The 23534-nt window shown below is 70.1% G+C and carries 19 protein-coding genes; 13 read left to right on the plus strand and 6 right to left on the minus strand.

All coding sequences use genetic code 11. The features are described 5' to 3' along the window. Positions 1-81: 81 nt before the first annotated feature. Complete coding sequence (locus tag ACLBXX_RS03445; RefSeq protein ID WP_447656843.1) at positions 82-624, plus strand: MerR family transcriptional regulator; 543 nt, start codon at positions 82-84, stop codon at positions 622-624. Between the two features lie 27 nt (positions 625-651). Here the strand turns inward: ACLBXX_RS03445 and ACLBXX_RS03450 are convergent, their stop codons facing one another. Together ACLBXX_RS03450 and ACLBXX_RS03455 are read right to left on the minus strand one after the other, a co-directional pair. Next, positions 652-1866 carry a trans-sulfuration enzyme family protein gene (locus ACLBXX_RS03450; RefSeq protein WP_447656844.1) on the minus strand — a complete coding sequence of 405 codons (1215 nt, stop codon included), beginning with the start codon at positions 1864-1866 and terminating at the stop codon, positions 652-654. Between the two features lie 130 nt (positions 1867-1996). Next, positions 1997-2806, minus strand: a complete 810-nt coding sequence (locus ACLBXX_RS03455) for a ParA family protein (protein ID WP_310290271.1) — start codon at positions 2804-2806, stop codon at positions 1997-1999. Positions 2807-2892: 86 nt separating this feature from the next. Here ACLBXX_RS03455 and ACLBXX_RS03460 point away from each other — a divergent pair, with 86 nt between their 5' ends. From ACLBXX_RS03460 to def, 3 genes are read left to right on the plus strand one after another with little or no spacing between them, the layout of a single operon-like run. Further along, positions 2893-6300 (plus strand): pyruvate carboxylase, encoded by a 3408-nt coding sequence (locus tag ACLBXX_RS03460; protein WP_447656845.1) that lies wholly within the window; start codon positions 2893-2895, stop codon positions 6298-6300. 51 nt (positions 6301-6351) lie between these two features. Beyond that, positions 6352-8433 carry a MinD/ParA family ATP-binding protein gene (locus tag ACLBXX_RS03465; RefSeq protein ID WP_447656846.1) on the plus strand — a complete coding sequence of 694 codons (2082 nt, stop codon included), beginning with the start codon at positions 6352-6354 and terminating at the stop codon, positions 8431-8433. Positions 8434-8441: 8 nt separating this feature from the next. Further along, a complete protein-coding gene (gene def, locus ACLBXX_RS03470; RefSeq protein WP_447656847.1) occupies positions 8442-8933 on the plus strand; it encodes a peptide deformylase in 492 nt (163 codons plus the stop codon). A gap of 63 nt (positions 8934-8996) precedes the next feature. On the opposite strand, the gene ACLBXX_RS03475 is transcribed toward def, so the two are convergent. Then, positions 8997-10823 carry an AMP-dependent synthetase/ligase gene (locus tag ACLBXX_RS03475; RefSeq protein ID WP_387138388.1) on the minus strand — a complete coding sequence of 609 codons (1827 nt, stop codon included), beginning with the start codon at positions 10821-10823 and terminating at the stop codon, positions 8997-8999. Between the two features lie 152 nt (positions 10824-10975). Here ACLBXX_RS03475 and ACLBXX_RS03480 point away from each other — a divergent pair, with 152 nt between their 5' ends. The 3 genes from ACLBXX_RS03480 (at position 10976) to ACLBXX_RS03490 (ending at position 14005) form a co-directional block, all read left to right on the plus strand. After that, positions 10976-11911, plus strand: a complete 936-nt coding sequence (locus tag ACLBXX_RS03480; protein ID WP_447656904.1) for an ROK family glucokinase — start codon at positions 10976-10978, stop codon at positions 11909-11911. Between the two features lie 4 nt (positions 11912-11915). After that, positions 11916-12605, plus strand: coding sequence for a lysophospholipid acyltransferase family protein (locus tag ACLBXX_RS03485; protein ID WP_310249578.1), 690 nt, complete (start codon positions 11916-11918; stop codon positions 12603-12605). Between the two features lie 62 nt (positions 12606-12667). Then, complete coding sequence (locus ACLBXX_RS03490; RefSeq protein ID WP_387138384.1) at positions 12668-14005, plus strand: class II 3-deoxy-7-phosphoheptulonate synthase; 1338 nt, start codon at positions 12668-12670, stop codon at positions 14003-14005. 71 nt (positions 14006-14076) lie between these two features. Here the strand turns inward: ACLBXX_RS03490 and pknB are convergent, their stop codons facing one another. After that, entirely contained in the window at positions 14077-16032 is a 1956-nt protein-coding gene (pknB, locus tag ACLBXX_RS03495) for a Stk1 family PASTA domain-containing Ser/Thr kinase (RefSeq protein WP_447656848.1), read from the minus strand. A gap of 80 nt (positions 16033-16112) precedes the next feature. Further along, positions 16113-17264: a LysM peptidoglycan-binding domain-containing protein gene (locus ACLBXX_RS03500; protein WP_447656905.1), complete on the minus strand. Its 1152-nt coding sequence runs from the start codon at positions 17262-17264 to the stop codon at positions 16113-16115. 215 nt (positions 17265-17479) lie between these two features. Here ACLBXX_RS03500 and ACLBXX_RS03505 point away from each other — a divergent pair, with 215 nt between their 5' ends. Then, positions 17480-17830, plus strand: a complete 351-nt coding sequence (locus ACLBXX_RS03505; RefSeq protein ID WP_447656849.1) for an Rv2175c family DNA-binding protein — start codon at positions 17480-17482, stop codon at positions 17828-17830. 1 nt (position 17831) lies between these two features. Here the strand turns inward: ACLBXX_RS03505 and ACLBXX_RS03510 are convergent, their stop codons facing one another. Continuing rightward, positions 17832-18878, minus strand: coding sequence for a polyprenyl synthetase family protein (locus tag ACLBXX_RS03510; protein WP_447656906.1), 1047 nt, complete (start codon positions 18876-18878; stop codon positions 17832-17834). A 111-nt stretch (positions 18879-18989) separates the two neighbouring features. Between ACLBXX_RS03510 and ACLBXX_RS03515 the strand changes: the two genes are divergently transcribed. The 5 genes from ACLBXX_RS03515 (at position 18990) to ACLBXX_RS03535 (ending at position 23508) form a co-directional block, all read left to right on the plus strand. Next, entirely contained in the window at positions 18990-19355 is a 366-nt protein-coding gene (locus ACLBXX_RS03515) for a DUF3040 domain-containing protein (protein WP_310290296.1), read from the plus strand. A gap of 197 nt (positions 19356-19552) precedes the next feature. Further along, entirely contained in the window at positions 19553-19984 is a 432-nt protein-coding gene (gene mraZ, locus ACLBXX_RS03520; protein WP_056367092.1) for a division/cell wall cluster transcriptional repressor MraZ, read from the plus strand. A 106-nt stretch (positions 19985-20090) separates the two neighbouring features. Then, entirely contained in the window at positions 20091-21059 is a 969-nt protein-coding gene (rsmH, locus tag ACLBXX_RS03525) for a 16S rRNA (cytosine(1402)-N(4))-methyltransferase RsmH (RefSeq protein WP_447656907.1), read from the plus strand. Next, complete coding sequence (locus tag ACLBXX_RS03530; RefSeq protein ID WP_447656850.1) at positions 21056-21655, plus strand: hypothetical protein; 600 nt, start codon at positions 21056-21058, stop codon at positions 21653-21655. The genes rsmH and ACLBXX_RS03530 overlap by 4 nt, the downstream gene beginning before the upstream one ends. 68 nt (positions 21656-21723) lie before the next feature. Continuing rightward, on the plus strand, positions 21724-23508 hold the full coding sequence (locus ACLBXX_RS03535; RefSeq protein ID WP_447656851.1) for a peptidoglycan D,D-transpeptidase FtsI family protein: 1785 nt from the start codon (positions 21724-21726) through the stop codon (positions 23506-23508). Positions 23509-23534: the final 26 nt, after the last annotated feature.

The raw sequence follows: 23534 nt of genomic DNA on the forward strand, positions 1-23534 counted from the left end.
ACCCCCGAACGCCGGATGTCGTTGCCGCGAGGGGGAGGCTGATCTAGCGTGGAACTATTCGATCCGGAGGGGGGTCCGAGCATGACCGGAGACGTTGCTCCCGGCGAGCCGTTCAGTGCAGAACTCCTCTTCACCGACGGTCTTCCCGCTATGGATGACGAGGTCGGCTACCGCGGCGCCGCTGCGGCCAAGGCCGCCGGCATCACCTACCGCCAGCTCGACTACTGGGCCCGCACCGAGCTCGTCCAGCCGACCGTCCGCGGTGCCAGCGGATCGGGCTCGCAGCGACTGTACGGCTTCCGCGACATCCTCGTGCTGAAGCTCGTCAAGCGCCTGCTCGACACCGGCATCTCACTGCAGCAGATCCGCACCGCGGTCGACCAGCTTCGGGCTGCAGGCATCCGCGACCTGGCGGGCACGACGCTCATGAGCGACGGGGCATCCGTCTATCTGTGCACGTCCAACGACGAGGTCATCGATCTCGTCAGCCGCGGCCAGGGCGTCTTCGGCATCGCCGTCGGCAAGGTGCTGCGCGAGGTCGAATCGGAGCTCCTCGACTTCGAGGTCGAGAAGCCCGACGCGATGGACGAGCTCGCCGTGCGTCGCGCCGCACGCTCCGCGTAAGGGCGCGCCGCACCGCTCCGTTCCGGGTCAGCCCAGCGCGGACTCCACCCGCTCCCGCACGCCCGCCGTCGCGGTGAGGGCCTGATCGAGGTCGGCGATGAGGTCGGCCGGATCTTCGAGGCCGATCGAGAGGCGAACGAGCGCGTCCGAGGGCTTCGCGTCGGCGGTGACAGGCCGGTGGGTGAGCGCAGCCGGGTGCTGGATGAGCGAGTCGACGCTGCCGAGCGACACCGCGTGCGTGAAGAGCTGGACGGATGCCGTCAGCGCCGCCGCGGCGTCGAAACCGTCGGCGAGCTCGATCGCGATCATCGCGCCGGGACCCGACTGCTGGGTGCCGATGAGGCCTCGAGGGTCGCTGTCGGCGAACCCGGGGAAGTGCACCCGTGCGACCTCCGGGCGTGTGAGCAGCCATTCCGCGACGACACGCGCGCCCTCCTGCTGGGCGCGCATGCGCACGGGAAGGGTCGCCAGGCCGCGGTGCAGCAGGTATGCCGCGAGGGGATGCATGATCGCGCCGGTGATGGCGCGCGTGCGCCGCAGCGCGGCGGCGAGTCGGGCGTCGCACGCGACGACGCCGCCCACGACGTCGCCGTGGCCGCCGAGGTACTTCGTCGCGCTGTGCAGCGAGAGCGACGCGCCCAGGTCGAGCGGGTGCTGCAGCACGGGGGTCGCGAAGGTGTTGTCGACGAGCACCGGAACGTCGCCCGCGGCCGCGGCCACCCGGCGGATGTCGACGAGCTCGAGCGTCGGGTTCGCCGGGCTCTCGAGCACGACGAGCGCGGTGTCGTCGCGCAGTGAGGCGGCGACGTCGTCGGGGGAGCAGAACGTGGTCTCGACGCCGAGCAGGCCCGACGCGAGCAGATGGTCGGTGCCGCCGTACAGCGGACGCACGGCCACGACGTGGCGCTTCTGGGACTCGTGCGTGAGGGCCAGCAGCACGGCGGTGACCGCGGCCATGCCGGACGAGTACGCGACGGCCTCCTCGGCGTGCTCGAGACGCGCCAGAGCCTCCTCGAAGCGCGCGACCGTCGGGTTCCACAGTCGCGCGTAGACGTTCGACCCGCCCTCGAAGGGGTGGCCGCCGGTCGCGAGGACCTCGTACGACATGCCGCCGAGCTCGATCCCCGGCAGAGGATTGGTCGACGAGAGGTCGAGGGGGAGAGCGTGAACGCCCAGGCTCGCGAGATCGTCGCGGCCGGCGTGCACGGCAAGGCTGTCAGGGTGCAGCGTCATCGATGCCATGGCGATATGGTCAGCGAAATCGCGACGAATGGCAAGTCGAGCCCACCCGCACGTGCACAACTAGCGCAATGTGCTCATCCGGTGAGCAAAGTGGTGACTCCCGGATGCTGCGGGGCGCAGCATCCGCGAATCAGGAGCGCGAGTCCTCGGGGACCGGGATGCGGCCCGTGCGCATGATGCGGTCGAGCAGTGAGTCGAAGTCCGCGGCGAGCTCCTGGGCGGAGTCGCCGGGCCAGATGTGCAGCGGCTTCGCGGCGCCCTGCGCCTGCTGGAGCGAGGTGCGCTCGGGCAGCTGCGGGCTCAACACAAGCGGGCCGAACATGTCGCGGAGCTCCTTGATGCGGAACTGGTGCTCGATCGACTGCGGGCGGACGCGGTTGACCACGATGCCCAGCGGCTGCAGGCGAGGAGAGAGGCCGCGACGGATCTCTTCGATCGCACGCAGGGCGCGGTCGGCGGCGGCCACGGAGAACAGGCCCGGCTCGGTCACGACGATCACGCGGTCGGAGGCCGCCCACGCGGTGCGCGTGAGGGCGTTGAGCGACGGCGCGCAGTCGATGAGCACCAGGTCGTAGTCCGCCTCGATGGTGGCGAGCGCCTCTTCGAGCTTCCAGACGTCGCGGACGCTCGGGTGAGGGCCGTCGAAGTTGATGGCCGACGGGCTGCCGATCATGACGTCGATCGTGCCCGGGTGCACCTTCGCCCAACCGCTGGAGGTGATGGCCTGACGGACCGTCTTCTCCTTGGGATTGGCGAGGACATCTGCGACATTCAGGCGGCCGGCCACCTGGATGTCCATGCCCGTCGAGACGTCGGACTGCGGGTCGAGGTCGACGACGAGCGTGCGGACACCGCGGGCGAAAGCCGCCGACGCGAGTCCGAGAGTCACGGTCGTCTTGCCGACGCCACCCTTGAGCGAGCTGACGGATAGGACGTGCACAAGCCACCACGTTACCGTCCCCTAGGCTGAGAGCACACTCAGCCCGTTTTTCGGGCCCCGCCTGCGCCGCCGCACACGGAGGTCTCATGTTCCGCAAGATCCTGGTCGCGAACCGAGGCGAGATCGCCATCCGGGCATTCCGCGCCGCGTATGAGCTGGGGGCGCGCACTGTCGCGGTGTTCCCCTTCGAGGACCGCGGCTCCCTGCACCGCCAGAAGGCCGACGAGTCGTACGAGATCGGTGAGAAGGGCCATCCGGTCCGCGCGTACCTCGATGTCGACGAGATCGTCCGCGTCGCGCTCGCAGCCGGTGCCGACGCCATCTACCCCGGGTACGGCTTCCTGTCCGAGAACCCGGAGCTCGCCGAGAAGGCGGCCGCGAACGGCATCGCCTTCATCGGACCGCCCTCGAAGGTGCTCGAGATGGCCGGCAACAAGGTCACCGCGAAGCAGCACGCGGTCGCGGCCGGCGTGCCCGTGCTGCGGTCGACGGAGGCATCCGACGACGTCGACGCGCTCCTCGCCCAGGCCGATGACATCGGATTCCCGATCTTCGTGAAGGCGGTCGCCGGCGGCGGCGGACGAGGGATGCGGCGGGTCGAGCGCAAGGAAGAGCTCGCGCCTGCGCTGGCCGAGGCCATGCGCGAGGCGGGCAGCGCTTTCGGCGACGCCCGGGTCTTCCTCGAGCAGGCGGTGCAGCGGCCCCGTCACGTCGAGGTGCAGATCCTCGCCGACAAGACCGGCGAGACCGTGCACCTGTTCGAGCGCGACTGCTCGGTGCAGCGTCGCCACCAGAAGGTGATCGAGATCGCTCCGGCGCCGAACCTCGACCCCGCCATCCGCGATGCGCTCCACGGCTACGCCGTCGCGTTCGCGCGGTCGATCGGCTACGAGAACGCCGGCACCGTCGAGTTCCTCCTCGAGACCGCCGGCCCCCGCACCGGCGAGGTCGTCTTCATCGAGATGAACCCGCGCATCCAGGTCGAGCACACCGTCACCGAGGAGGTGACGGACGTCGACCTCGTGCAGTCGCAGATGCGCATCGCCGCCGGTCAGACGATCGCCGACCTCGGCCTGACGCAGGACCGCATCCAGCTGCGCGGCGCGGCGCTGCAGTGCCGCATCACGACCGAGGACCCGTCACAGGGCTTCCGTCCCGACACCGGGCGCATCACCACGTACCGTTCACCCGGTGGTGCCGGCATCCGTCTCGACGGCGGCACGACCGCTGCCGGCTCGCAGATCAGCCCGCACTTCGACTCGATGCTCGCGAAGCTCACGTGCCGCGGCCGCGACTTCCCGGCCGCCGTCGCGCGCGCCCGTCGCGCTCTGGCGGAGTTCCGCATCCGCGGCGTCGCCACGAACATCCCCTTCCTGCGCGCGGTGCTCGACGACCCCGCCTTCGTCGCGGGCGACGTCAGCACCTCGTTCATCGACGAGCGGCCCGAGCTGCTCACGAGCAATCCGTCGCGCGACCGTGCGACGAAGCTCCTCAACTGGCTCGGCGACGTCACCGTCAACCGCCCGTACGGCGAGAAGCCCGTCTCGGTATCGCCCGGCAGCAAGCTGCCCGCCATCGACCTCTCGTCGCCGCCACCCGCCGGCACCCTCGACCGCCTGCGCGAGCTCGGCCCCGAGGGCTTCGCCCGGGCGCTGCGCGCACAGAGCGGTCTCGCCGTCACGGAGACGACCTTCCGCGACGCGCACCAGTCGCTGCTCGCCACCCGGGTGCGCACGCGCGACCTCGTCCGCGTCGGCCCGCACGTCGCCCGCATGACGCCGCAGCTGCTGTCGGTCGAGGCCTGGGGCGGCGCGACCTACGACGTCGCTCTGCGCTTCCTCGCCGAGGACCCGTGGGAGCGCCTCGAGGCGCTGCGCGCCGCGATGCCGAACATCCCGATCCAGATGCTGCTGCGCGGCCGCAACACCGTCGGCTACACGCCGCGCCCCGTCGAGGTGACCGACGCCTTCGTGCGCGAGGCGGCCGCCACGGGCGTCGACATCTTCCGCATCTTCGACGCCCTGAACGACGTGTCGCAGATGCGTCCGGCCATCGACGCTGTGCGCGCCACGGGCACCGCGATCGCCGAGGTGGCGCTCTGCTACACGTCCGATCTGCTCGACCCGTCCGAGAAGCTGTACACGCTCGACTACTACCTGCGCCTCGCGGAGCAGATCGTCGAGTCGGGCGCGCACATCCTCGCGATCAAGGACATGGCCGGCCTCGTGCGTCCGGCGGCTGCGGCGAAGCTCGTCACGGCTCTGCGCGAGAACTTCGACCTTCCGGTGCACCTGCACACGCACGACACCGCGGGCGGCCAGCTCGCGACGCTGCTCGCGGCGAGTGCCGCGGGAGTGGACGCGGTGGATGCTGCAGCCGCCCCGATGTCGGGAACCACGAGTCAGCCGTCGCTCTCTGCGCTGGTCGCCGCGCTCGCCCACACCGACCGCGACACCGGCCTCAGCCTCCAGGCGGTCAGCGACCTCGAGCCGTACTGGGAGGGCGTGCGCCACCTGTACCGTCCGTTCGAGTCGGGCCTCGCGTCGCCGACGGGTCGCGTCTACCACCACGAGATCCCGGGTGGGCAGCTGTCGAACCTGCGTCAGCAGGCGATCGCCCTCGGCCTCGCCGACGACTTCGAGCTCATCGAGGACATGTACGCCGCGGCCGACCGCATTCTGGGGCGCATCCCCAAGGTGACGCCGTCGTCGAAGGTCGTCGGCGACCTCGCGCTCGCGCTCGTCGCCGTGCGCGCCGATCCGGCCGACTTCGAGGCCAACCCGCAGAACTACGACATCCCGGACTCGGTGGTGGGCTTCATGGCGGGAGAGCTCGGCGACCTGCCGGGTGGCTGGCCCGAGCCCTTCCGCACGAAGGTGCTCGCGGGCCGCACGATCTCGATCGACATCCCGCCGCTCACCGCGGAGGAGCACGAGGGCCTTGCCGGCGACGCCGCGACGCGTCGTCGCACGCTCAACCGCCTGCTCTTCCCCGGACCCGCGCGCGAGTTCGAGAAGACCCGCGAGACCTACGGCGACCTCGCCACCCTCGGCACGCCCGACTACCTCTACGGCCTCAAGCCGGGGGAGGAGCACGTCGCCGAGATCGACCCGGGCGTGCAGCTCTACGTCGGACTCGAGGCGATCGGCGAGGCGGACGACAAGGGCATGCGCACCGTCATGACGACCCTCAACGGTCAGCTGCGTCCCGTGTTCGTGCGCGACCGCAGCATCAAGGTCGAGGCGCGCCAGGCGGAGAAGGCCGACACGTCGAAGCCGGGGCAGGTCGCAGCGCCCTTCTCGGGCGTCGTCACCCTCAAGGCGAAGGCCGGCGACACCGTCACGGCCGGCCAGCCGGTCGCGTCGATCGAGGCCATGAAGATGGAGGCGGCGATCACCGCACCCGTCGACGGCGTCATCGAGCGCCTCGTGATCGCCGAGACCGCGCAGGTCGACGCCGGCGACCTTTTGGTCGTCATCCGTCCGGCGCAGTAACCTGGAGGGCGGCATCCGCCCGAAACGCCGTCTTTTCAGGAGAGCTCCGCAGTGACGCCCGATCGCATCGAACACACGCCCGACGAGCCTGAGAACGGCGTGCTGTCCGACACCGGAAGCATCGACACGACCGGTCTCGGCATCCTGGGTGGTGCGACGGCGCAGGTGAACGTCGAGCTGCCCTCCGAATCCGACGACGACCGTGAGGACGACGGCGTCATCGACGACGAGGTCCCCTTCGTGATCGAGATCCCGGCCGACGCCGATCTTCCGGTCATCGAGGCGGCTCCGGTCGAGGAGTTCCCGACCGAGACCACCGAGGCCGAGATCGTCGAGAACGCCGCCGACCTCGAGGAGTGGACCGTGGAGGGCGAGGGCTTCGCCCCGGCGCCCGCCGTCGAGGACATCGCGGACGCCGAGATCGTCGAGGTCATCGAGGCCGAGTTCGACGTCGAGGACGCCGACGTGGTCGAGGAGGCCGAGCCTGAGCCGGCGGCCGAGCCTGAGCCCGTGGCAGAGGAACCGACGGCCGATGCCGAGGAGCTCGAGCCGGTCTCCGAGGAGCCGGCCTCCGAGGAGCCCGAACCTGTTGCCGACGAGTCCGACGCCGACGCCGACGCCGACGAGCCTGCGGCCTTCGCCGACGAGCCTGTTGCCGCCGCCGAAGAGCCCGAGGCCGTCGCCGGAGAGCCCGTGGCGGAACCCGTGGCGGCCGAGCCCGCACCCGCGGAGCCGGCCGTCGACGAGTTCGAGATCGCCGACTTCGACGCCGTCGACTTCGAGGACGCCGACTTCGACGGCGAGTTCGATCCGGCCGAGTTCGACCTCGAGCTCGCCGACGACGGCGTGGAGGCCGCTCTGGCGGAGAACGCCGCCACAGGAGACGATGTCATCGCGACCGACGACCCCGTGGAGGAGCCCATGAGCGCCAAGACCCCGGCCGACGACGACAAGGCAGCCGCGACCCCGGCGCCGGCAGCGCCCAAGCCGGCGCCCGCCCGGCCATCAGTCCCTGCTGCGGCCGCCGCGGCGAAGACGGCCACCGGCCCGACGCCCGCCACCCGCCGTGAGGCCAACCACACCGGCGCCCAGCCGGTCGTGGAGCGCACGGCCGTCGAGCGTGCGGGCTTCCCTCGCGGCGACGTCGCCCTGACCTCGAAGCGCCTCGGCGAGTTCGAGGCCGGCCGCGAGACCGCGGACCTGCTCACCGCCGATCGGCTGCTCGATCCGCACCAGGTGATCCGTCCCGAGCCCGAGGGCGCGTGGCAGCACTTCGTGTACTCGATCTCGGGCAAGCGCATCAACCTGGGCGACAGCAAGCGTGCGAAGGCCCGCAAGGACCTCGACCGCCGCATCGCGGCCCCGCTCACCGGCGGCGCCCGGTTCGTCCCGGTGCTGTCGCGCAAGGGCGGCGTCGGCAAGACGACCGTGACCACGCTGCTCGGCCAGGCGCTGGCCGACGCCCGCGACGACCGCGTGATCGCCATCGACGCGAACCCCGACCGTGGCACGCTCGCCGAGCGCATCACCCGTGACAGCGGCAAGACCGTGCGCGATCTCGTGCGCATGAGCCCCGAGGTCGTCGGCTTCAACGACCTGTCGGGCATCGTCGCGCGCGACGAGACGCGCCTCGACGTCGTCGCGTCCGACACCGACCCGCGTGTGTCGGAGGCGTTCAACGACGCCGACTACCGGGATGTCGCGGCCCTCGCGGCCCACTACTACTCGGTGGTGCTCACCGACACCGGGACCGGCATCGTCCACTCGGTGATGGGCGCCACGCTCGACCTCGCCGACCAGATCGTGATCGTCGCCGGCCTGAGCGTCGACGAGGCCCGTCTCGCCTCCGAGACGCTGACGTGGCTCGAGACCAACGGCTACGCCGACAAGGTGCGCAGCGCCGTGGTCGTGCTGAACAACGCGCGGCCGGGGCATCCGCTCGTCCAGCTCGATGAGCTGGAATCGCACTTCCGCACCCGCGTGCGCGCGGTCGTGCGCGTGCCGTACGACCCGCACATCGCGGCCGGCAGCGCCATCGTGTTCCGCGAGCTGCAGCCCGCGACGCGCGAGGCCGCCCGTCAGCTCGCCGCGACCGTGGTCGAGGGCCTCCGTTCGCTCGCATCGGCGGCCTGAGGCATCCGATGGCAGTCCGTCCCATCCGTGTCTTCGGCGACCCCGTCCTGAAATCCGTCAGCACCCCCATCGGTGAGATCGACGACGGCGTGCGCGCCCTCGTCCGCGACCTCGTCGACACCGTCGAGCTGCCTGGCCGCGCCGGCGTGGCCGCGCCGCAGATCGGCGTCGGCCTGCGCGCCTTCAGCTACAACATCGACGGCGACATCGGCTACGTCCTCAACCCGGTGCTGGTCGAGGTGTCCGGAGAGCCCGAGGCCATCGGCGAGGGCTGCCTGTCGGTGCCGGGCCTCTGGCACGACGCCGTGCGCTACCCGTGGGCGAAGGTCGTCGGCATCGACCTCGACGGCAACGAGATCGTGCTCGAGGGCGAGGGTCTCCTCGCCCAGGCGCTCCAGCACGAGACCGACCACCTCGACGGCACGCTGTACCTCGATCGCCTCTCGAAGGAGCAGCGTCGCGTCGCGATGCGCGAGATCCGCGAGTCCGACTGGTTCTGAGACACGAAAGAGGAGCGGATGCCGGAGGCCCCGGCATCCGCTCCTCTTCTGTGTCTTCTGAGCTCAGCTGAGCGAGACGTTGGTGGTGTTCACCGGCACCGAGTAGAGCTCTTCGACGTCGGACGCGAAGTCCTCGAGGATCACGTTGCGCTTGATGCTCATCTTCGGCGTGAGGTGTCCGCTGCCTTCCGTCCACTCGGTGGGGAGGATCACGAACTTGCGGATCGACTCGGCGCGCGACACGTTCTTGTTCGCGATGTCGATCGCCCGCTGGACCTCGGCGCGCACGGCGTCGTTCTTCGCGGCGTCGGCGAGTGACATGTCGGCAGGAAGGCTGTTGTTCGACAGCCACGCCGGCAGCATCTCGGGGTCGAGCGTGACCAACGCAGCGATGAAGGGCTTCTGGTCGCCGACGACGACGACCTGGCCCACGATCGGGTTGGCGCGGATGGGATCCTCCAGCGCGGCCGGCGCGACGTTCTTGCCACCCGCGGTGACGAGGATCTCCTTCTTGCGACCGGTGATCGTGAGGAAGCCCTCGTCGTCGAACGCGCCGATGTCGCCGGTCTTGAACCAGTCGCCGTCGAACGTGGCGGCGGTCGCCTCGGGATTGCGCCAGTACTCCTTGAACACGTTGATGCCGCGCACCTGGATCTCGCCGTCCTCGGCGAGACGGACGCCCACGCCCGGGATCACGGGACCGACGGTGCCGATCTTGGACTTGCGCGCCTGGTTGACCGTCGCGGGCGCCGTGGTCTCGGTGAGGCCGTAGCCCTCGAGGATGTTCACCCCGAGGCTGTGGAAGAAGTGGCCGAGTCGCGGGCCGAGCGGTGCCGAGCCCGAGACCGCATAGGCGACGCGTCCGCCCATCGCGGTGCGCAGCTTCGAGTAGACCAGCCGGTCGAAGAGCGCGAACTTGATCTTCGTGCCGAGCGGGATCTTCTTGCCCTCCTGCTGCAGGCGGGAGTGCTCGATCGCGGTGTGGGCGGCGGCGCGGAAGATCTTGCCCTTGCCACCCGCCTCTGCCTTCTGCTCGGCCGAGTTGTAGACCTTCTCGAACACGCGCGGGACGGCCAGGAGGAACGTCGGCTTGAACGAGCCGAGGGCGGGCAGCAGCTGCTTCGTGTCGGGCTGGTGGCCCGTCTTCACGCCCGCCTGGATGTCGAGGATCGAGATGAACCGCGCGAACACGTGGGCCGTCGTGATGAACAGCAGCGTCGAGGCGCCCGGCGTCTCGAAGACCTCGCGGTTGGAGCGGGCGGCGTTGCGCGTGAGCTCGACGAAGTTGCTGTGGGTGAGCACGCAGCCCTTGGGGCGCCCGGTCGAGCCGGACGTGTAGATGAGGGTCGCGATGTCGGCGCCGTTGGCGAGGTTGCGACGCCGCTCGATCTCGTCGTCCGAGACGCCGGCACCCTCGGTGACGAGCTTGTCGAGGTCGCCGCTGTGCATCTCCCACGCGGAGCGGATGAGCGGCAGCTCAGCACGGGCCTCGGCGAAGCGGGCGGTGTGGTCGGGAAGCTCGGTGATGATCGCCACGGCGCCCGAGTCGGTGAGGTTCCACGCGATCTGCGCGCTCGAGCTGGTCTCGTAGATCGGCACCATGACCGCGCCGGCATAGAACAGCGCGAAGTCGACGAGCGTCCACTCATAGGTGGTGCGGGCGATGAAGCCCACCTTGTCGCCGGGCTCGATGCCACCGGCGACGAAGCCCTTGGCCAGTGCGATGACCTGCTTCTGGAACTCGGCAGCCGTGATGTCGCGCCAGCCGTCGCCCTCGGGCACGGCGAACAGCGCGAGGTTCGGCGTCGCCTTGACGCGCTCGACCAGGAGGTCGGTGATGTTCGCCTGCGGGTCGGCGGGGACGATAGCGGGGACTTCGAATTGAACCACGGCAGCTCCTTCGGTACCGGACGACTTAATCTCGGGTGGATCTCATCCGAGTCTAATCAGGTGTCACATCGGACTCAGCGGGGGATGTGGAGAGCACTGCCTGGATAGACTTCAAGGCGCTGTCGCGCGTGCGGCGGATGGAGAGGGAGAACGTGCTCAAGGTCGGCATCGACATCGGCGGAACCAAGATCGCGGGCGGGGTCGTCGACTCCGACGGCACCATCGTCGAACAGCTCCGCGTCGACACCCCCACCGACACCGCCGCGCTCGCCCAGGCCGTGGTCGACATGGCCCGCTACTTCCGCGGCGCGCACGACGTCGCCGCCGTGGGTGTCGCGGCGGCCGGCTTCATCGATCGCGACCGGGCGACCGTCATCCACGCCCCCAACATCGCGTGGCACAACGAGCCGCTCAAGGCGACCCTCGAAGCGGGCATCGGCCTGCCGGTCACCATCGAGAACGACGCGAACGCCGCCGGGTGGGCCGAGTTCCGCTTCGGTGCCGGCCGCGGCGTCGAGCACATGGTGATGCTCACGATGGGCACCGGCGTCGGCGGCGCCATCGTCCTCGACGGCGAGCTCTTCCGCGGTGGTCACGGCGTCGCCGCCGAGCTCGGCCACATCCGCTTCATCCGCGACGGCATCCTGTGCGGCTGCGGTCAGCACGGATGCCTCGAGCAGTATGCATCCGGCCGCGCACTGCAGCGCGAGGCCAACGACATCGCCGACGGCGGCGGCATCGGCGCCGCGCTGGCGGCCCACCGCGCCGAGAACGGCAAGATCAGCGGACCGGCGGTGTCGCGCCTCGTGCTCGCGGGCGACCCCGGCGCCGCCGAGGCGCTGCGTCGCGTCGCGACCGCGCTCGGCGAGGCATGCGGCGGCTTCCAGGCCGTGCTCGACCCCGAGCTCTTCGTCATCGGCGGCGGGGTCGCCCAGCTCGGCGACGCCCTGCTCGAGCCGATGCGCGTCGCGTACGAGAAGTCGCTGCCGGGCTACGGCGACCGGCCGATCGCGACCTTCAAGATCGCGAAGCTCGTCAACGACGCGGGCCTCATCGGAGCGGCCGATCTCGCGGGGACAGAGGCGTAGCGCGATGTTCTACTGGCTGATGAAATACGTGGTCATCGGACCGATCGTCAAGGCGATCTGGCGCCCGTGGATCGTCGGCCGTCGCAACGTCCCCGCCGAGGGAGCCGCGATCCTCGCGAGCAACCACCTCTCGTTCGTGGACTCGATCTTCCTGCCGCTCATGCTCGACCGGCCGGTCGCGTTCCTCGCCAAGAGCGACTACTTCACCGGCAAAGGTCTCAAGGGCTGGGCGACCCGCATGTTCTTCAAGGGCACGGGTCAGCTCCCCATCGACCGTTCGGGCGGCAAGGCGTCCGAGGCATCCCTCAACACGGGACTGCAGGTGCTGGGTCGGGGTGACCTCCTCGGCATCTACCCCGAGGGCACCCGCAGCCCCGACGGCAAGCTCTACCGAGGCCGCACCGGAATCGCACGCATGGCGCTCGAAGCACACGTGCCGGTGGTGCCCGTGGTCATGGTCGACACCGACACGATGATGCCGATCGGCACCACGGTGCCTCGGATCGTGCGGGTCGGCATCGTCGTGGGCGAGCCGCTCGACTTCTCGCGCTTCGAGGGTATGGAGGGCGACCGCTACATCCTGCGCTCGATCACCGACGAGATCATGGTCGCGCTGCAGCGGCTGGGGGAGCAGGAGTACGACGACGTGTACGCGTCGACCGTCAAGGACCGGCTCAAGACGAAGACCCGCTGAACGCGGAGCAGCCGGTCGTCACGCGGCGCCGGTGCCCCGCGTCCCGCGGCTAGAATCGGGGGATGCTCCAGCACCTCGACGCACTCGACCATTGGCGGACCCTGCCCATCAAGCAGCAGCCGCAGTGGTATGACGCGGACGCGGTGGCGGAGGCATCCGCCGAACTGGCGACCCTGCCGCCGCTCGTCTTCGCCGGTGAGGTCGACAACCTCCGCGACCGCCTCGCGCGTGCCGCGTCGGGCAATGCGTTCCTGCTCCAGGGCGGCGACTGCGCCGAGACCTTCGCCGGGGCGACCGCCGAGCAGATCCGCAACCGCATCAAGACGGTCCTGCAGATGGCCGTCGTGCTCACGTACGGCGCCTCGATGCCCGTCGTCAAGATGGGCCGCATGGCGGGTCAGTTCGCCAAGCCCCGTTCGAGCGACACCGAGACCCGTGGCGACGTCACCCTGCCGGCCTACCGCGGCGACATCGTCAACGGCTACGACTTCACCGAGGCGTCGCGCAAGGCGGATCCGAACCGGCTGCTCAAGGGCTACCACACGGCCGCGTCGACCATCAATCTCATCCGCGCGTTCACACAGGGCGGCTTCGCCGACCTCCGCGAGGTGCACTCCTGGAACAAGGGCTTCGCGCAGAACCCCGCCAACCAGCAGTACGAGCGCCTCGCGACCGAGATCGACCGCGCCATCAAGTTCATGGAGGCCGCCGGCGCCGACTTCGACGAGCTGAAGCGCGTCGAGTTCTACACCGGTCACGAGGGCCTGCTCATGGACTACGAGCGGCCCATGACGCGCATCGACTCGCGCACGAACACGCCGTACAACACGTCGGCGCACTTCCTGTGGATCGGCGAGCGCACCCGCGAACTCGACGGCGCGCACGTCGACTACTTCTCGAAGATCCGCAACCCCATCGGCGTGAAGCTCGGCCCGACCACGTCGCCCGACACGGCGCTCGCGCTCATCGACAAGCTCGACCCGAACCGCGAGCCCGGCCGCCTCACGTTCATCACGCGCATGGGCGCCGGCAAGATCCGCGACGCGCTGCCGCCGCTGCTCGAGGCCGTGAAGGACTCGGGCGCGACCCCGCTGTGGGTCACCGACCCGATGCACGGCAACGGCATCACGACCCCGACCGGCTACAAGACGCGTCGCTTCGACGACGTCGTCGACGAGGTCCGCGGCTTCTTCGAGGCGCACCGCTCGGTCGGCACGTTCCCCGGCGGCATCCACGTCGAGCTCACCGGTGACGACGTCACCGAGTGCCTCGGCGGCTCCGAGCAGATCGACGAGGCGACCCTCGCGACCCGCTACGAGTCGCTGTGCGACCCGCGCCTGAACCACATGCAGTCGCTCGAGCTCGCCTTCCTCGTCGCCGAGGAGCTCGAGAAGCGCTGACCTCTCGCGCCTGACGCGAAGAAGATCCCGGATGCCTCGCCTCGAGGCATCCGGGATCTCGCTGTTCTGCGTCAGAGGGCGGCGGCGATGCGCAGCGAGATGACGGTGCCCTTGGGCTGCATGTCGCCGGCGTCCGGCTTCTGCGACTCGACCTTGGTGAACGGGTCGGGGAAGGCGTCCCAGCGGTCGTCGTAGTCGATCGTGAAGCCGGCGTCAGCGGCGGCCTGCCGGGCCTCGGCGAGCGTCATGCCCTCGAAGTCGGGGACCTCGAACAGTGCGGGACCGGTCGACACGACGAGGGTCACGGTGTCGCCGGGGGCGAGCGGGGTGCCGTCCTCCTTGCCGACCAGGCGGATGACGCGGTCGGCCTTCACCGAGTCGCTGGACTCGGTCTGACTGGGGTCGGCGACGACGAGCCCGAGACCCTCGAGCGTGCTGCGCGCCTTGCCTTCGCTCTCGCCCGCGACGTTCGGGATGGGCCCGAGCGACACCTGCAGACGTGCGGTGTCACCCTGGTGGACGGTGCAGCCGTCCAGGCACGCGACGTCCTGCGATCCGTCGTCGGGCGCGCCCGCCGGGCGGATGACCACGCCGATCACGACGTCGGGGGCGGCGTCGGTGAAGAACTTGGCGCTCTCGTCGGGCACGGATACGGACTGGGCCTGCAGAGCCGCGCGCGCGTCGGCATCGGGCATTCCCGAGAACGACGGGAACGTCGCCTCCTGCGGGCCGAGCGAGACGTAGACGTTCACCTCGGCGCCCTTGTCGACGCGGGTGCCGCCGCCGGGGTCGCTGCGGATGACCTGACCCGTCGCGACCTCGAGGCTGTACTCGCCCTGCTGCACGGCGACGAGGGAGTCCTGCTGGAGGCGCGCGGACGCCTCGTCGAAGCTCATGCCCGTGACATCGGCGACGGCGACCATCGACCCGGGTCCGGAACCGAACCACCACCCGAGCCCGCCCGCGAGCGCCGCGAGCACGAGCGCGAGCACGATGAGCCAGGCGCCCCGGGACCGGCGGCGCTGCGTGGCGCGGCGCAGCCGGCCGGCGTTGTCGACCTCCGCCATCGTCGCGATGGGTCCGGTCGGGGTTCCGGGCAGCACCGCCGTGAGTTCGCCGGTCGCGGCGACGTCGTCGCGGACGATGCCGATCGGGCCGGTGCGGGTGACGACGGGGGAGATGCCCAGTTCGCGCTCGATGTCGTGCAGGCGCTGCAGCATCTCGCGCGCATCGACGGGCCGCTCGTCCGGCGACTTCTCGGTCGCCCACAGCACGAGCTCGTCGAGGGGCTCGGGAACGCCCGGGTTCTTGACGCTCGGGCGCGGCACCGAGTCGGTGGCGTGCTGGAACGCGATCTGCATCGGCTGCTCGCCCTTGTAGGGCTGCTCACCGGTGAGCATCTCGTACAGCATGATGCCGATGGCGTAGATATCGCTGCGGGCGTCGGCCGTGCCGCGCGTGACGAGCTCGGGGGCGAGGTACGCGATCGTGCCGAGCAGCTGCGCGCCCGACGCGGTGTTCGCGGTCGTGGCCCGCGCGAGGCCGAAGTCGCCGATCTTGATGCGGCCGTCCTCGGCGAGGAGCACGTTCTCGGGCTTGACGTCGCGGTGCACGATGCCGGCCTTGTGTGCGGCGGCGAGGCCCGACAGCACGGCGTCGAGGATCGACACCGCCTGCGGGATGGTCAGCCGGCGCTGCTCGCGCAGAAGCTCGCGCAGCGTGATGCCGGGCAGGTATTCCATGACGAGGTACGCCATGTCGCCGTCCTGGCCCTGATCGAACACGTTGACGACGTGCGGATCGGCGAGGCGGGCGGCCGCGCGGGCCTCCTGGATGAACCGGCTCTGGAAGACCGTGTCATCGCTCAGATGCGAATGCATCACCTTGAGCGCGACCCGCCGCTCCAGGCGCAGATCGGTCGCCACGTACACCGTGGCCATGCCGCCGCGGGCGATGCGAGCACGCACCCGGTACCGGCCGTCGACGAGACGGCCGATCAGCGGGTCCGTCTGCTGACTCGTGCTCACCCTGAGAGTCTACGGATCCGTGCCTGCGAGCCGGCGGAGCGGCTCACCCGGCGAGACCGCATTGTGACGGATGCCTCGGCTCAGCCGAGCGCCGCGAGCCAGGAGTGGGCCGAAGCCTCCCACTTCGCATACGCGTCGGGGTACGCCGAGATCTGCACGGCCTGAGCGGCCTGTGTGAAGGTCAGGCTCTCCCAGCCGGGGATGTCGAGCAGTCCGCGCGTGCGCGACCCGTTGGGGTCGCCGGCGCCGCCGAAGAAGACGCGCGTCGCGCGCGCGGCATCCTGCACCTCCGCGGCGGTGCCCCAGCCGTAGCTGGGACGCTGCTGGAACAGGCCGAGCGAATCGCGGTCGCCGTACGTCACATTGCGCAGCGACGACTCCTGCATCGCGGTGCCGAGGGCGATGGCGATGCCGCGGTTCGAGACGCCGAGTTCACGGCCGATGCGGACGATCAGCTGCGCGTTGGCGGCCTGCTCGGCGGTGAGCCCGGGCACCGCCGGCGCCGAGCCCGGGATCTTGATGGTCTGCCCGGGGTAGATGATCGACGACCAGCCGAGCCCGTTGGCCGAGAGCACGGCGTTCGTCGTCACGCCGTACCGCTTCGCGATCGAGCTGATCGTCTCGCCGGCCGCGATGGTGTGCGAACCGCCCGCGGACGTGTTCGGCGCCGGGGCGGGTGCCGGTGCGGGTGCCGGTGCGGGAGCGGATGCCGCGGGTGCGGCCGCGCCGGGGATCTTGATGGTCTGCCCGGGGTAGATGATCGACGACCAGCCGAGCCCGTTGGCCGAGAGCACGGCGTTCGTCGTGATGCCGTGCCGCTTGGCGATCGCGCTGACCGTGTCGCCGCCCTGCACGGTGTACGTGCCGGTGGACGGGGCAGGTGCGGGCGCAGCCGGCGCCGGAGCTGCGGCGGCCGCTGCGCTGAGCTTGAGCACCTGGCCCGGGTAGATGGTCGACGACCACCCGAGCCCGTTGAGGGCGAGCACGTCGTTGGTGCGGAGCCCGAAGCGCGCCGCGATGCGGCTCACGGTGTCGCCGCGCTGCACGGTGTACGTCGCGGGTGCGGTCTCGGTGGTCACGCGAACGGCGGGCAGTGCGGCGACGCGGGGGACACCCGCGGCCGTCGCGCCGAACGTGCGCGGCACGCTCAGGGGCGCAGCATCCGTCGTCGCCGCATGAGCGGGCACCGCCGACAGCGTCAATGCGATCGACCCTGCGACGGCCACCGGCACACCGGTGAGGAGTGCGCGCGACGGGATGCCTGCCTGCTGGACACGATTCCTGGTACTGCGGACCTGTCGCACGAGTTTCCCCCCTCAGTCGACTCCGAGAACCGTGTCACGGATGTTTATTGGTGTCAACAGGTGTTATGAGGAGGGGTTTCTGTTGCTGATGTGGCCAGAGTGCGGTGGACGAGTGCCCGATCCGATCTGAGATAGTTGCTTTCGTGACCTCTGACGCTGCTCCGCGCTTCGAGACCGATTGGCTCACCCTGCCCGACCTCGGGGAGGTGCTCGGCGAACCGCTCGGCCGCGTTCGCCGGCTGCTCGACGACTACTACCTCGTCGGGTCCAAGCGCGACGGCGTCTTCAAGGTGCCGTCGGTGTTCGTGGTCGACGGGCATCCGCTGTCGTCGCTGCGGGGCACCGTGTTCGTGCTGCACGACGCCGGCTTCTCGGACGACGAGGCGATCGACTGGCTGCTGTCTCCGGAGGAGTCCCTCGGCCATGCCCCGATCGAGTCGCTCCTCGCCGGGCGCAAGAGCGAGGTCCGCCGGGTCGCGCGCACCCTCGCCTGACTCAGGTCGTGCGGACTGTCGCGGCCCGCGCGAGGTCGCGCAGCTCGCCGACGGCCGCGTTGCCCAGCCGTGCCCCCGAGAGGGCGCGATCGGCCTCGTGGGCGTAGTCGGCGATGAGCCGCTCGACACGGTCGAGCGCTCCGGTGTCGATGATCGTCTGCTGCAGCGACGCGATCTGCGCCGCGTCGAGATCGGGGTCGCCGACGAGCTCGTCGACGATGCCGCGCGCGTTGGGCGCGAGCGCCTCCCGGGCGTACGCGATGAGGACGGTGCGCTTGCCCTCGCGCAGGTCGTCGCCCGACGGCTTGCCGGTGGCGGCCTCGTCGCCGAACACGCCGAGCACGTCGTCGCGCAGCTGGAACGCCATCCCGAGCGGATGCCCGAACGCGGCGAGGGCGGCTGCTTGCGCAGCATCCGCTCCCGCGAGCGCCGCGCCGATCGCGAGCGGCTGCTGCACGCTGTAGCGCGCGGATTTGAAGGACGCCACGCGCAGCGCCCGCTCGGCGTGACGGTCGTCGGGCTCGCTCGCGAACGCGGACTCCTCGGCGACGTCGAGGAACTGCCCGAGCGTGACCTCGCGGCGCATCAGCGCGTACTGGCCCCGCGCGGCCGCAGCCCGTTCGGCGGAGGTCTCGGCGAGGCCCTCCTCGAGGAGGTCGTCGCTCCACGCGACGAGCAGATCGCCGAGCAGGATCGCGCCCGAGCGGCCGAAGGCATCGGCATCGCCGAGCCAGCCCGAGCCGCGGTGCCCGGCCTCCAGGGCGCGATGCGCCGACGGGCGGCCGCGGCGCGTGTCGGAGTTGTCGATGAGGTCGTCGTGCACGAGGGCCGCCGCGTGGAACACCTCGAGGGCGGCGGCCGCGGCGATGACCGCGGCGGGCGGCGCGCCGGCGGGACCCGTGGCTTCCTCCACTGCCCTCCACCCGGAGAGGCAGAAGCGTCCGCGAAGGCGCTTTCCGCCGGTGACGGCAGCCGCCCCTGCGGCGACGAATCGCGCCGCTTCGGGGCCCGCGTCTGCCACACTCCCGCGTTGAGCCGAGATGAACATGTCCACTCGCTGGGAAATGGCTTCGATCGGCTCAACAGGGGCGGACACGGGCCTAGCCTAGTGAGGAACGGCACGCGTACAATCGAGCCACCGAAGTACAGAGGGGGAAGCATGCCACTCTCCGAACAGGAGCAGCGCCTGCTGGACGAGATGGAACGCCATCTCATGCGCAACGACGCGGATGTCGTCAGCGCGCCCCGCGACGGACGCACTCTGAGCTATCGCAACATCGTCTACGGCACGATCCTCGTGCTGCTCGGACTCGGCGGTCTCATCGTCGGGGTATCGCAGCAGTTGATCGTCGTCGGCGTCATCGGATTCGTCGTGATGCTGGGCGGGGTGCTCCTCGCCGTCACGCCGGGCCGTGGTCCCGGCAAGATGCGCGTCGAGCCCGACCGACCGGCCAAACCCCAGAACAGCTCTTCGTTCATGGACCGCATGAACGACCGCTGGGACAAGCGGCAGGAGGAGCGCTGAGCGTCCCCGCCGCCTGAACCGGCACGAGAAGCACCGACCTTCGGGTCGGTGCTTTTTTGTTGCCCTCGCACCGTCCCTACATGCCCTCGGGAGGGGAGCGGGGAAGCGCCAGATCACAAATCGGTAGCGAAGTGGAGGAGAGTGGAGTAAAGTGGCGCACAACCCGGGGGGCCGGACGAAGGGGGTGTGATGTACCGATGCTTTTGGGCACGCACACACCCAAGCTCGATGACAAAGGGCGCGTCATCCTCCCGGCGAAGTTCCGCGACGACCTTGGTGGGGGTGTCGTCGTGACGCGCGGACAGGATCGCTGCCTGTACGTGTTCAGCGAGAAGGAGTTCGAACGGGTGCACGACCGCATCCGCGAGGCGCCTCTTGCGAACAAGCAGGCGCGCGACTTCCTGCGCATGTTCCTCTCCGGCGCGAGCGCCGAGAAGCCCGACAGTCAGAACCGCATCACGATCCCCCCTCCGCTGCGCGCATACGCCGGCTTGGAGCGCGACCTCGTCGTCACCGGCGTAGGCGCTCATGCCGAGATCTGGGACGCCACGGCGTGGAACACCTACGCCGAGGCCAACGAAGAGAGCTACGCCGAGCTGGAGCAGGAGGTGATTCCGGGCCTGTTCTGAGCCCTCGGCCGTGACTCCCAGCTGCTCGTGCCCTGTCGCCACTTCCCCGGTGCCAGGTCGGAGCGGATGGGGATCAGGGCCTGGGGACCAGGACTGCCAGGTGACCATGAACCTGCGCGACATCCACACCCCGGTCATGCTGGAGCGCTGCATCGAGCTGCTGGCTCCCGCGCTCGAGCGCGACGGCGCCGTCTTCGTCGATGCCACGCTCGGCATGGGCGGGCATTCCGAGGCCTTCCTGCAGCGCTTCCCGAAGCTTCAGCTCGTCGGCCTCGACCGCGACACCGACGCCCTCCGCATCGCGGGGGAGCGTCTCGCACCCTTCGGCGACCGCGTGCACCTCGTGCACACCGTCTACGACGGCATCGAGGATGCGGTGACAGCCAGCGGGTTCGCGGCAGCTGACGGCATCCTGTTCGATCTGGGCGTCTCGTCGCTGCAGCTCGACGTCCCAGGCCGCGGCTTCGCGTACGCACAGGATGCACCGCTCGACATGCGCATGGACCAGTCGGCGGGCACGACGGCGGCCGACATCCTCGCCACCTACGGCGAAGGCGATCTGCGGCGCATCTTCGAGCGCTACGGCGAGGAGAAGCTCGCCGGCCGCTATGCCCGCGCGATCATCGCCGCACGTGCCGAGGCGCCGATCGATCGGTCCGGCCGGCTGGTCGAGATCCTGCAGGCGGCGACGCCGGCCGCCGTGCAGCGCACGGGACACCCTGCCAAGCGCGTGTTCCAGGCGCTGCGCATCGAGGTCAACCGCGAGCTGTCCGTGCTCGAGCGCGCCGTGCCCTCGGCCCTCGGCATCGTGCCGGTCGGCGGCCGCATCGTCGTGCTGTCGTACCAGTCCCTCGAGGATCGCCTCATCAAGCGCGCGTTCGCCGAGGCTTCGGCGTCGACCGCGCCCAAGGGCCTGCCCGTCGAGCTGCCGGAGCACGCGCCCAAGTTCCGACTGCTCGTCAAAGGTGCCGAGCTCGCCACCGACGAGGAGCGCGCGGTCAATCCGCGCGCGACGCCGGTGCGCCTCCGAGCCGCTGAGCGCGTGAGGCCCGAGCACGCGGAGGGTGCCTCATGAGCACGATCGCGAACGCCGTGACCACTCGTCTCGGGAGGACCGTCGCTCCGGAGAGGACGGATGCCCCGCGCCGCCGCCTGCGGGTGCTCGATGCGCCGGCGCGCCGGCGTCGCCCGAAGCTCTTCTACGGCATCGTCGCGGTGCTGGGGGCATTCCTCATCGGCGCCGCCCAGATGTCGCTGTCGATCATGACGACGCAGGGGACGTACGAGATCGCCGCCCTGACGAAGGAGCAGCGCGACCTCACGTACGAGAAGCAGATCCTCTACGACGACGTCGCGGGGCTCAGCTCGCCGCAGTACCTGGCGGCGAACGCCGCGGCCCTCGGCATGGTCATCAACGAGGCGCCCAGCTATCTGCGGCTGAGCGACGGAGCGATCCTCGGTCCGTCCGAGGTCGCCATGGGCACGTCGTCGGTCGACGCGATCGGCCGCGGATCCGTGCCCAACGCGCTCATCACCAACACACCTCTGGTGACCGTGCCCGACGCCACGATCGACGGGCTGCCGGTCCAGGTCGACGAGACGCCCGACGGCGGAGTCGGCAACACTCCGCCCCCGCTCACGGACGGATTGCCCACCCCGAGCACACACTGAAGCGACGACGCCGAGCCGAGAACCGATCGAGACGCCCCACTGCACGAGGCGCAGAGCACGAGACGCAGATGACGACACGAAGCACGAGAAGCCCCCGCCGCCGCACCGTGGTGGCCCTCGCCGTCGTCCTGGCAGTGCTGGCAGGATTCATCGTCCGGCTCGTCGACATCCAGGTCGTGAACGCCGACGACCACATCAAGGACTCGCTCGACGTCGCCTTCGCGGGCCAGCAGACGCTCTACGGCACGCGCGGTTCGATCGTCGACACGAACGGGCAGACCCTGGCGGGCAGCATCCTCCGCTACGACTGCCAGCTGTCGCCGCTGCTCATCACCCAGATCGACGAGCAGGTGCTCGAGAAGAAGTCGGACGACCGGCTCTGGGCGGACGTGTCGAACGACGTGGCCGAGATCACGGGCCAGACGCCGGAAGAGGTCCGCGCGATCGTCGGCACCGCTCTCGCGGAGGACCCGAACTCGCAGTACGCGGTGCTCAAGAAGGGGGTCTCGACCGAGCAGTTCCGCGCCCTCGCCGACCTCAAGACGCCCTACATCGCGTGCGTCTCGCACCCGGCGCGCACATACCCCGACGGTGCGGTCGCCGGCAATCTCATCGGCTTCGTCGGCTCCGACGGGACGCCGCTCGAGAGCCTCGAGCAGTCGCAGAACGCCTGCCTCGCCGCGACCGACGGCACGCGGACGTACGAGAAAGGCAAGGACGGCGTCGTCATCCCGGGCACCCAGCAGGAGACACCCGCGACGGACGGCGGCACGCTGCAGCTGACGATCGACCGCGATCTGCAGTGGTACATGCAGCAGCTCATCGCCGAGCAGACGCAGACGATGGCCGCGCAGCGCGGCGCGATCCTCGTCTACGAGGTCAAGACCGGCAAGGTCCGCGCGGCCGCCGAGTATCCGACCGTCGACCCCAACGACTTCGAGGCCGCCGAGGTGAAGGACCGCACGAGCAGCATCTTCCTCGGCACGTTCGAGCCGGGGTCCACCTTCAAGGGCCTGACAGCGGCGACGGTCATCGACGCCGGGGGGCAGACGCCGAACTCCACCGTCGTCGCCTCGAGCCTCGAGAACTTCGACGGGGGCGCGCGCGTGCGCGACTCGTTCCAGCACCCGGCGAACACCTACACCCTCACCGGCGTGCTCATCGACTCCTCGAACGCGGGCATCTCGAAGTTCAGCCAGAAGGTCGACAAGCAGACGCGCTACGACTACTTCAAGCGGTTCGGGATCGGCGACAGCACGGCCTCCGGGTATCCCGGCGAGGGGCAGGGTCTCATCTACCCCGCGGACCAGTGGGGCGCGCAGACCACCCTCAACACCTCGTTCGGTCAGGGCGTCACGACGACCATGCCCGAGCTCGCCCGCGCGTACGGCGCGATCGTGAACGGCGGCGTCAAGATGCCGCTGCAGATCATCGAGTCGTGCACGAAGGCCGACGGCACCGTCGTCGAGCCCGAGGTGGCGGAGCCCGAGCGGGTCATCAGCGAGGGCACTTCCGCCGAGATGCGCGAGATGCTCGAGAACGTGTTCCTGCAGGCCCCATACGCCAAGACGGTCGCCATCCCCGGCTACCGCCTCGGCGGCAAGACGGGCACCGGTGAGAAGAGCGACGGCCAGGGCAACTACAAGGCCGGCGTGTACTACACGACGATGGTCGGATTCGCCCCCGCCGACGACCCCGAATACGTGGTCGTCGTCACGCTCGACGAGCCGACGAAGGTAACATCGTCTGCGGCCAACGCGACCGCGTTCCAGAAGGCCATGACCCAGGTTCTCAAGACCTACCGCGTCATGCCCTCGACGACGTCGCCGGAGCTGCTGCCCAAGTTCGGGTAGTGTCCCGAGCTTCCGGAGTTCCCCAC

It is taken from the genome of Microbacterium sp. C23T (genome assembly GCF_053345975.1).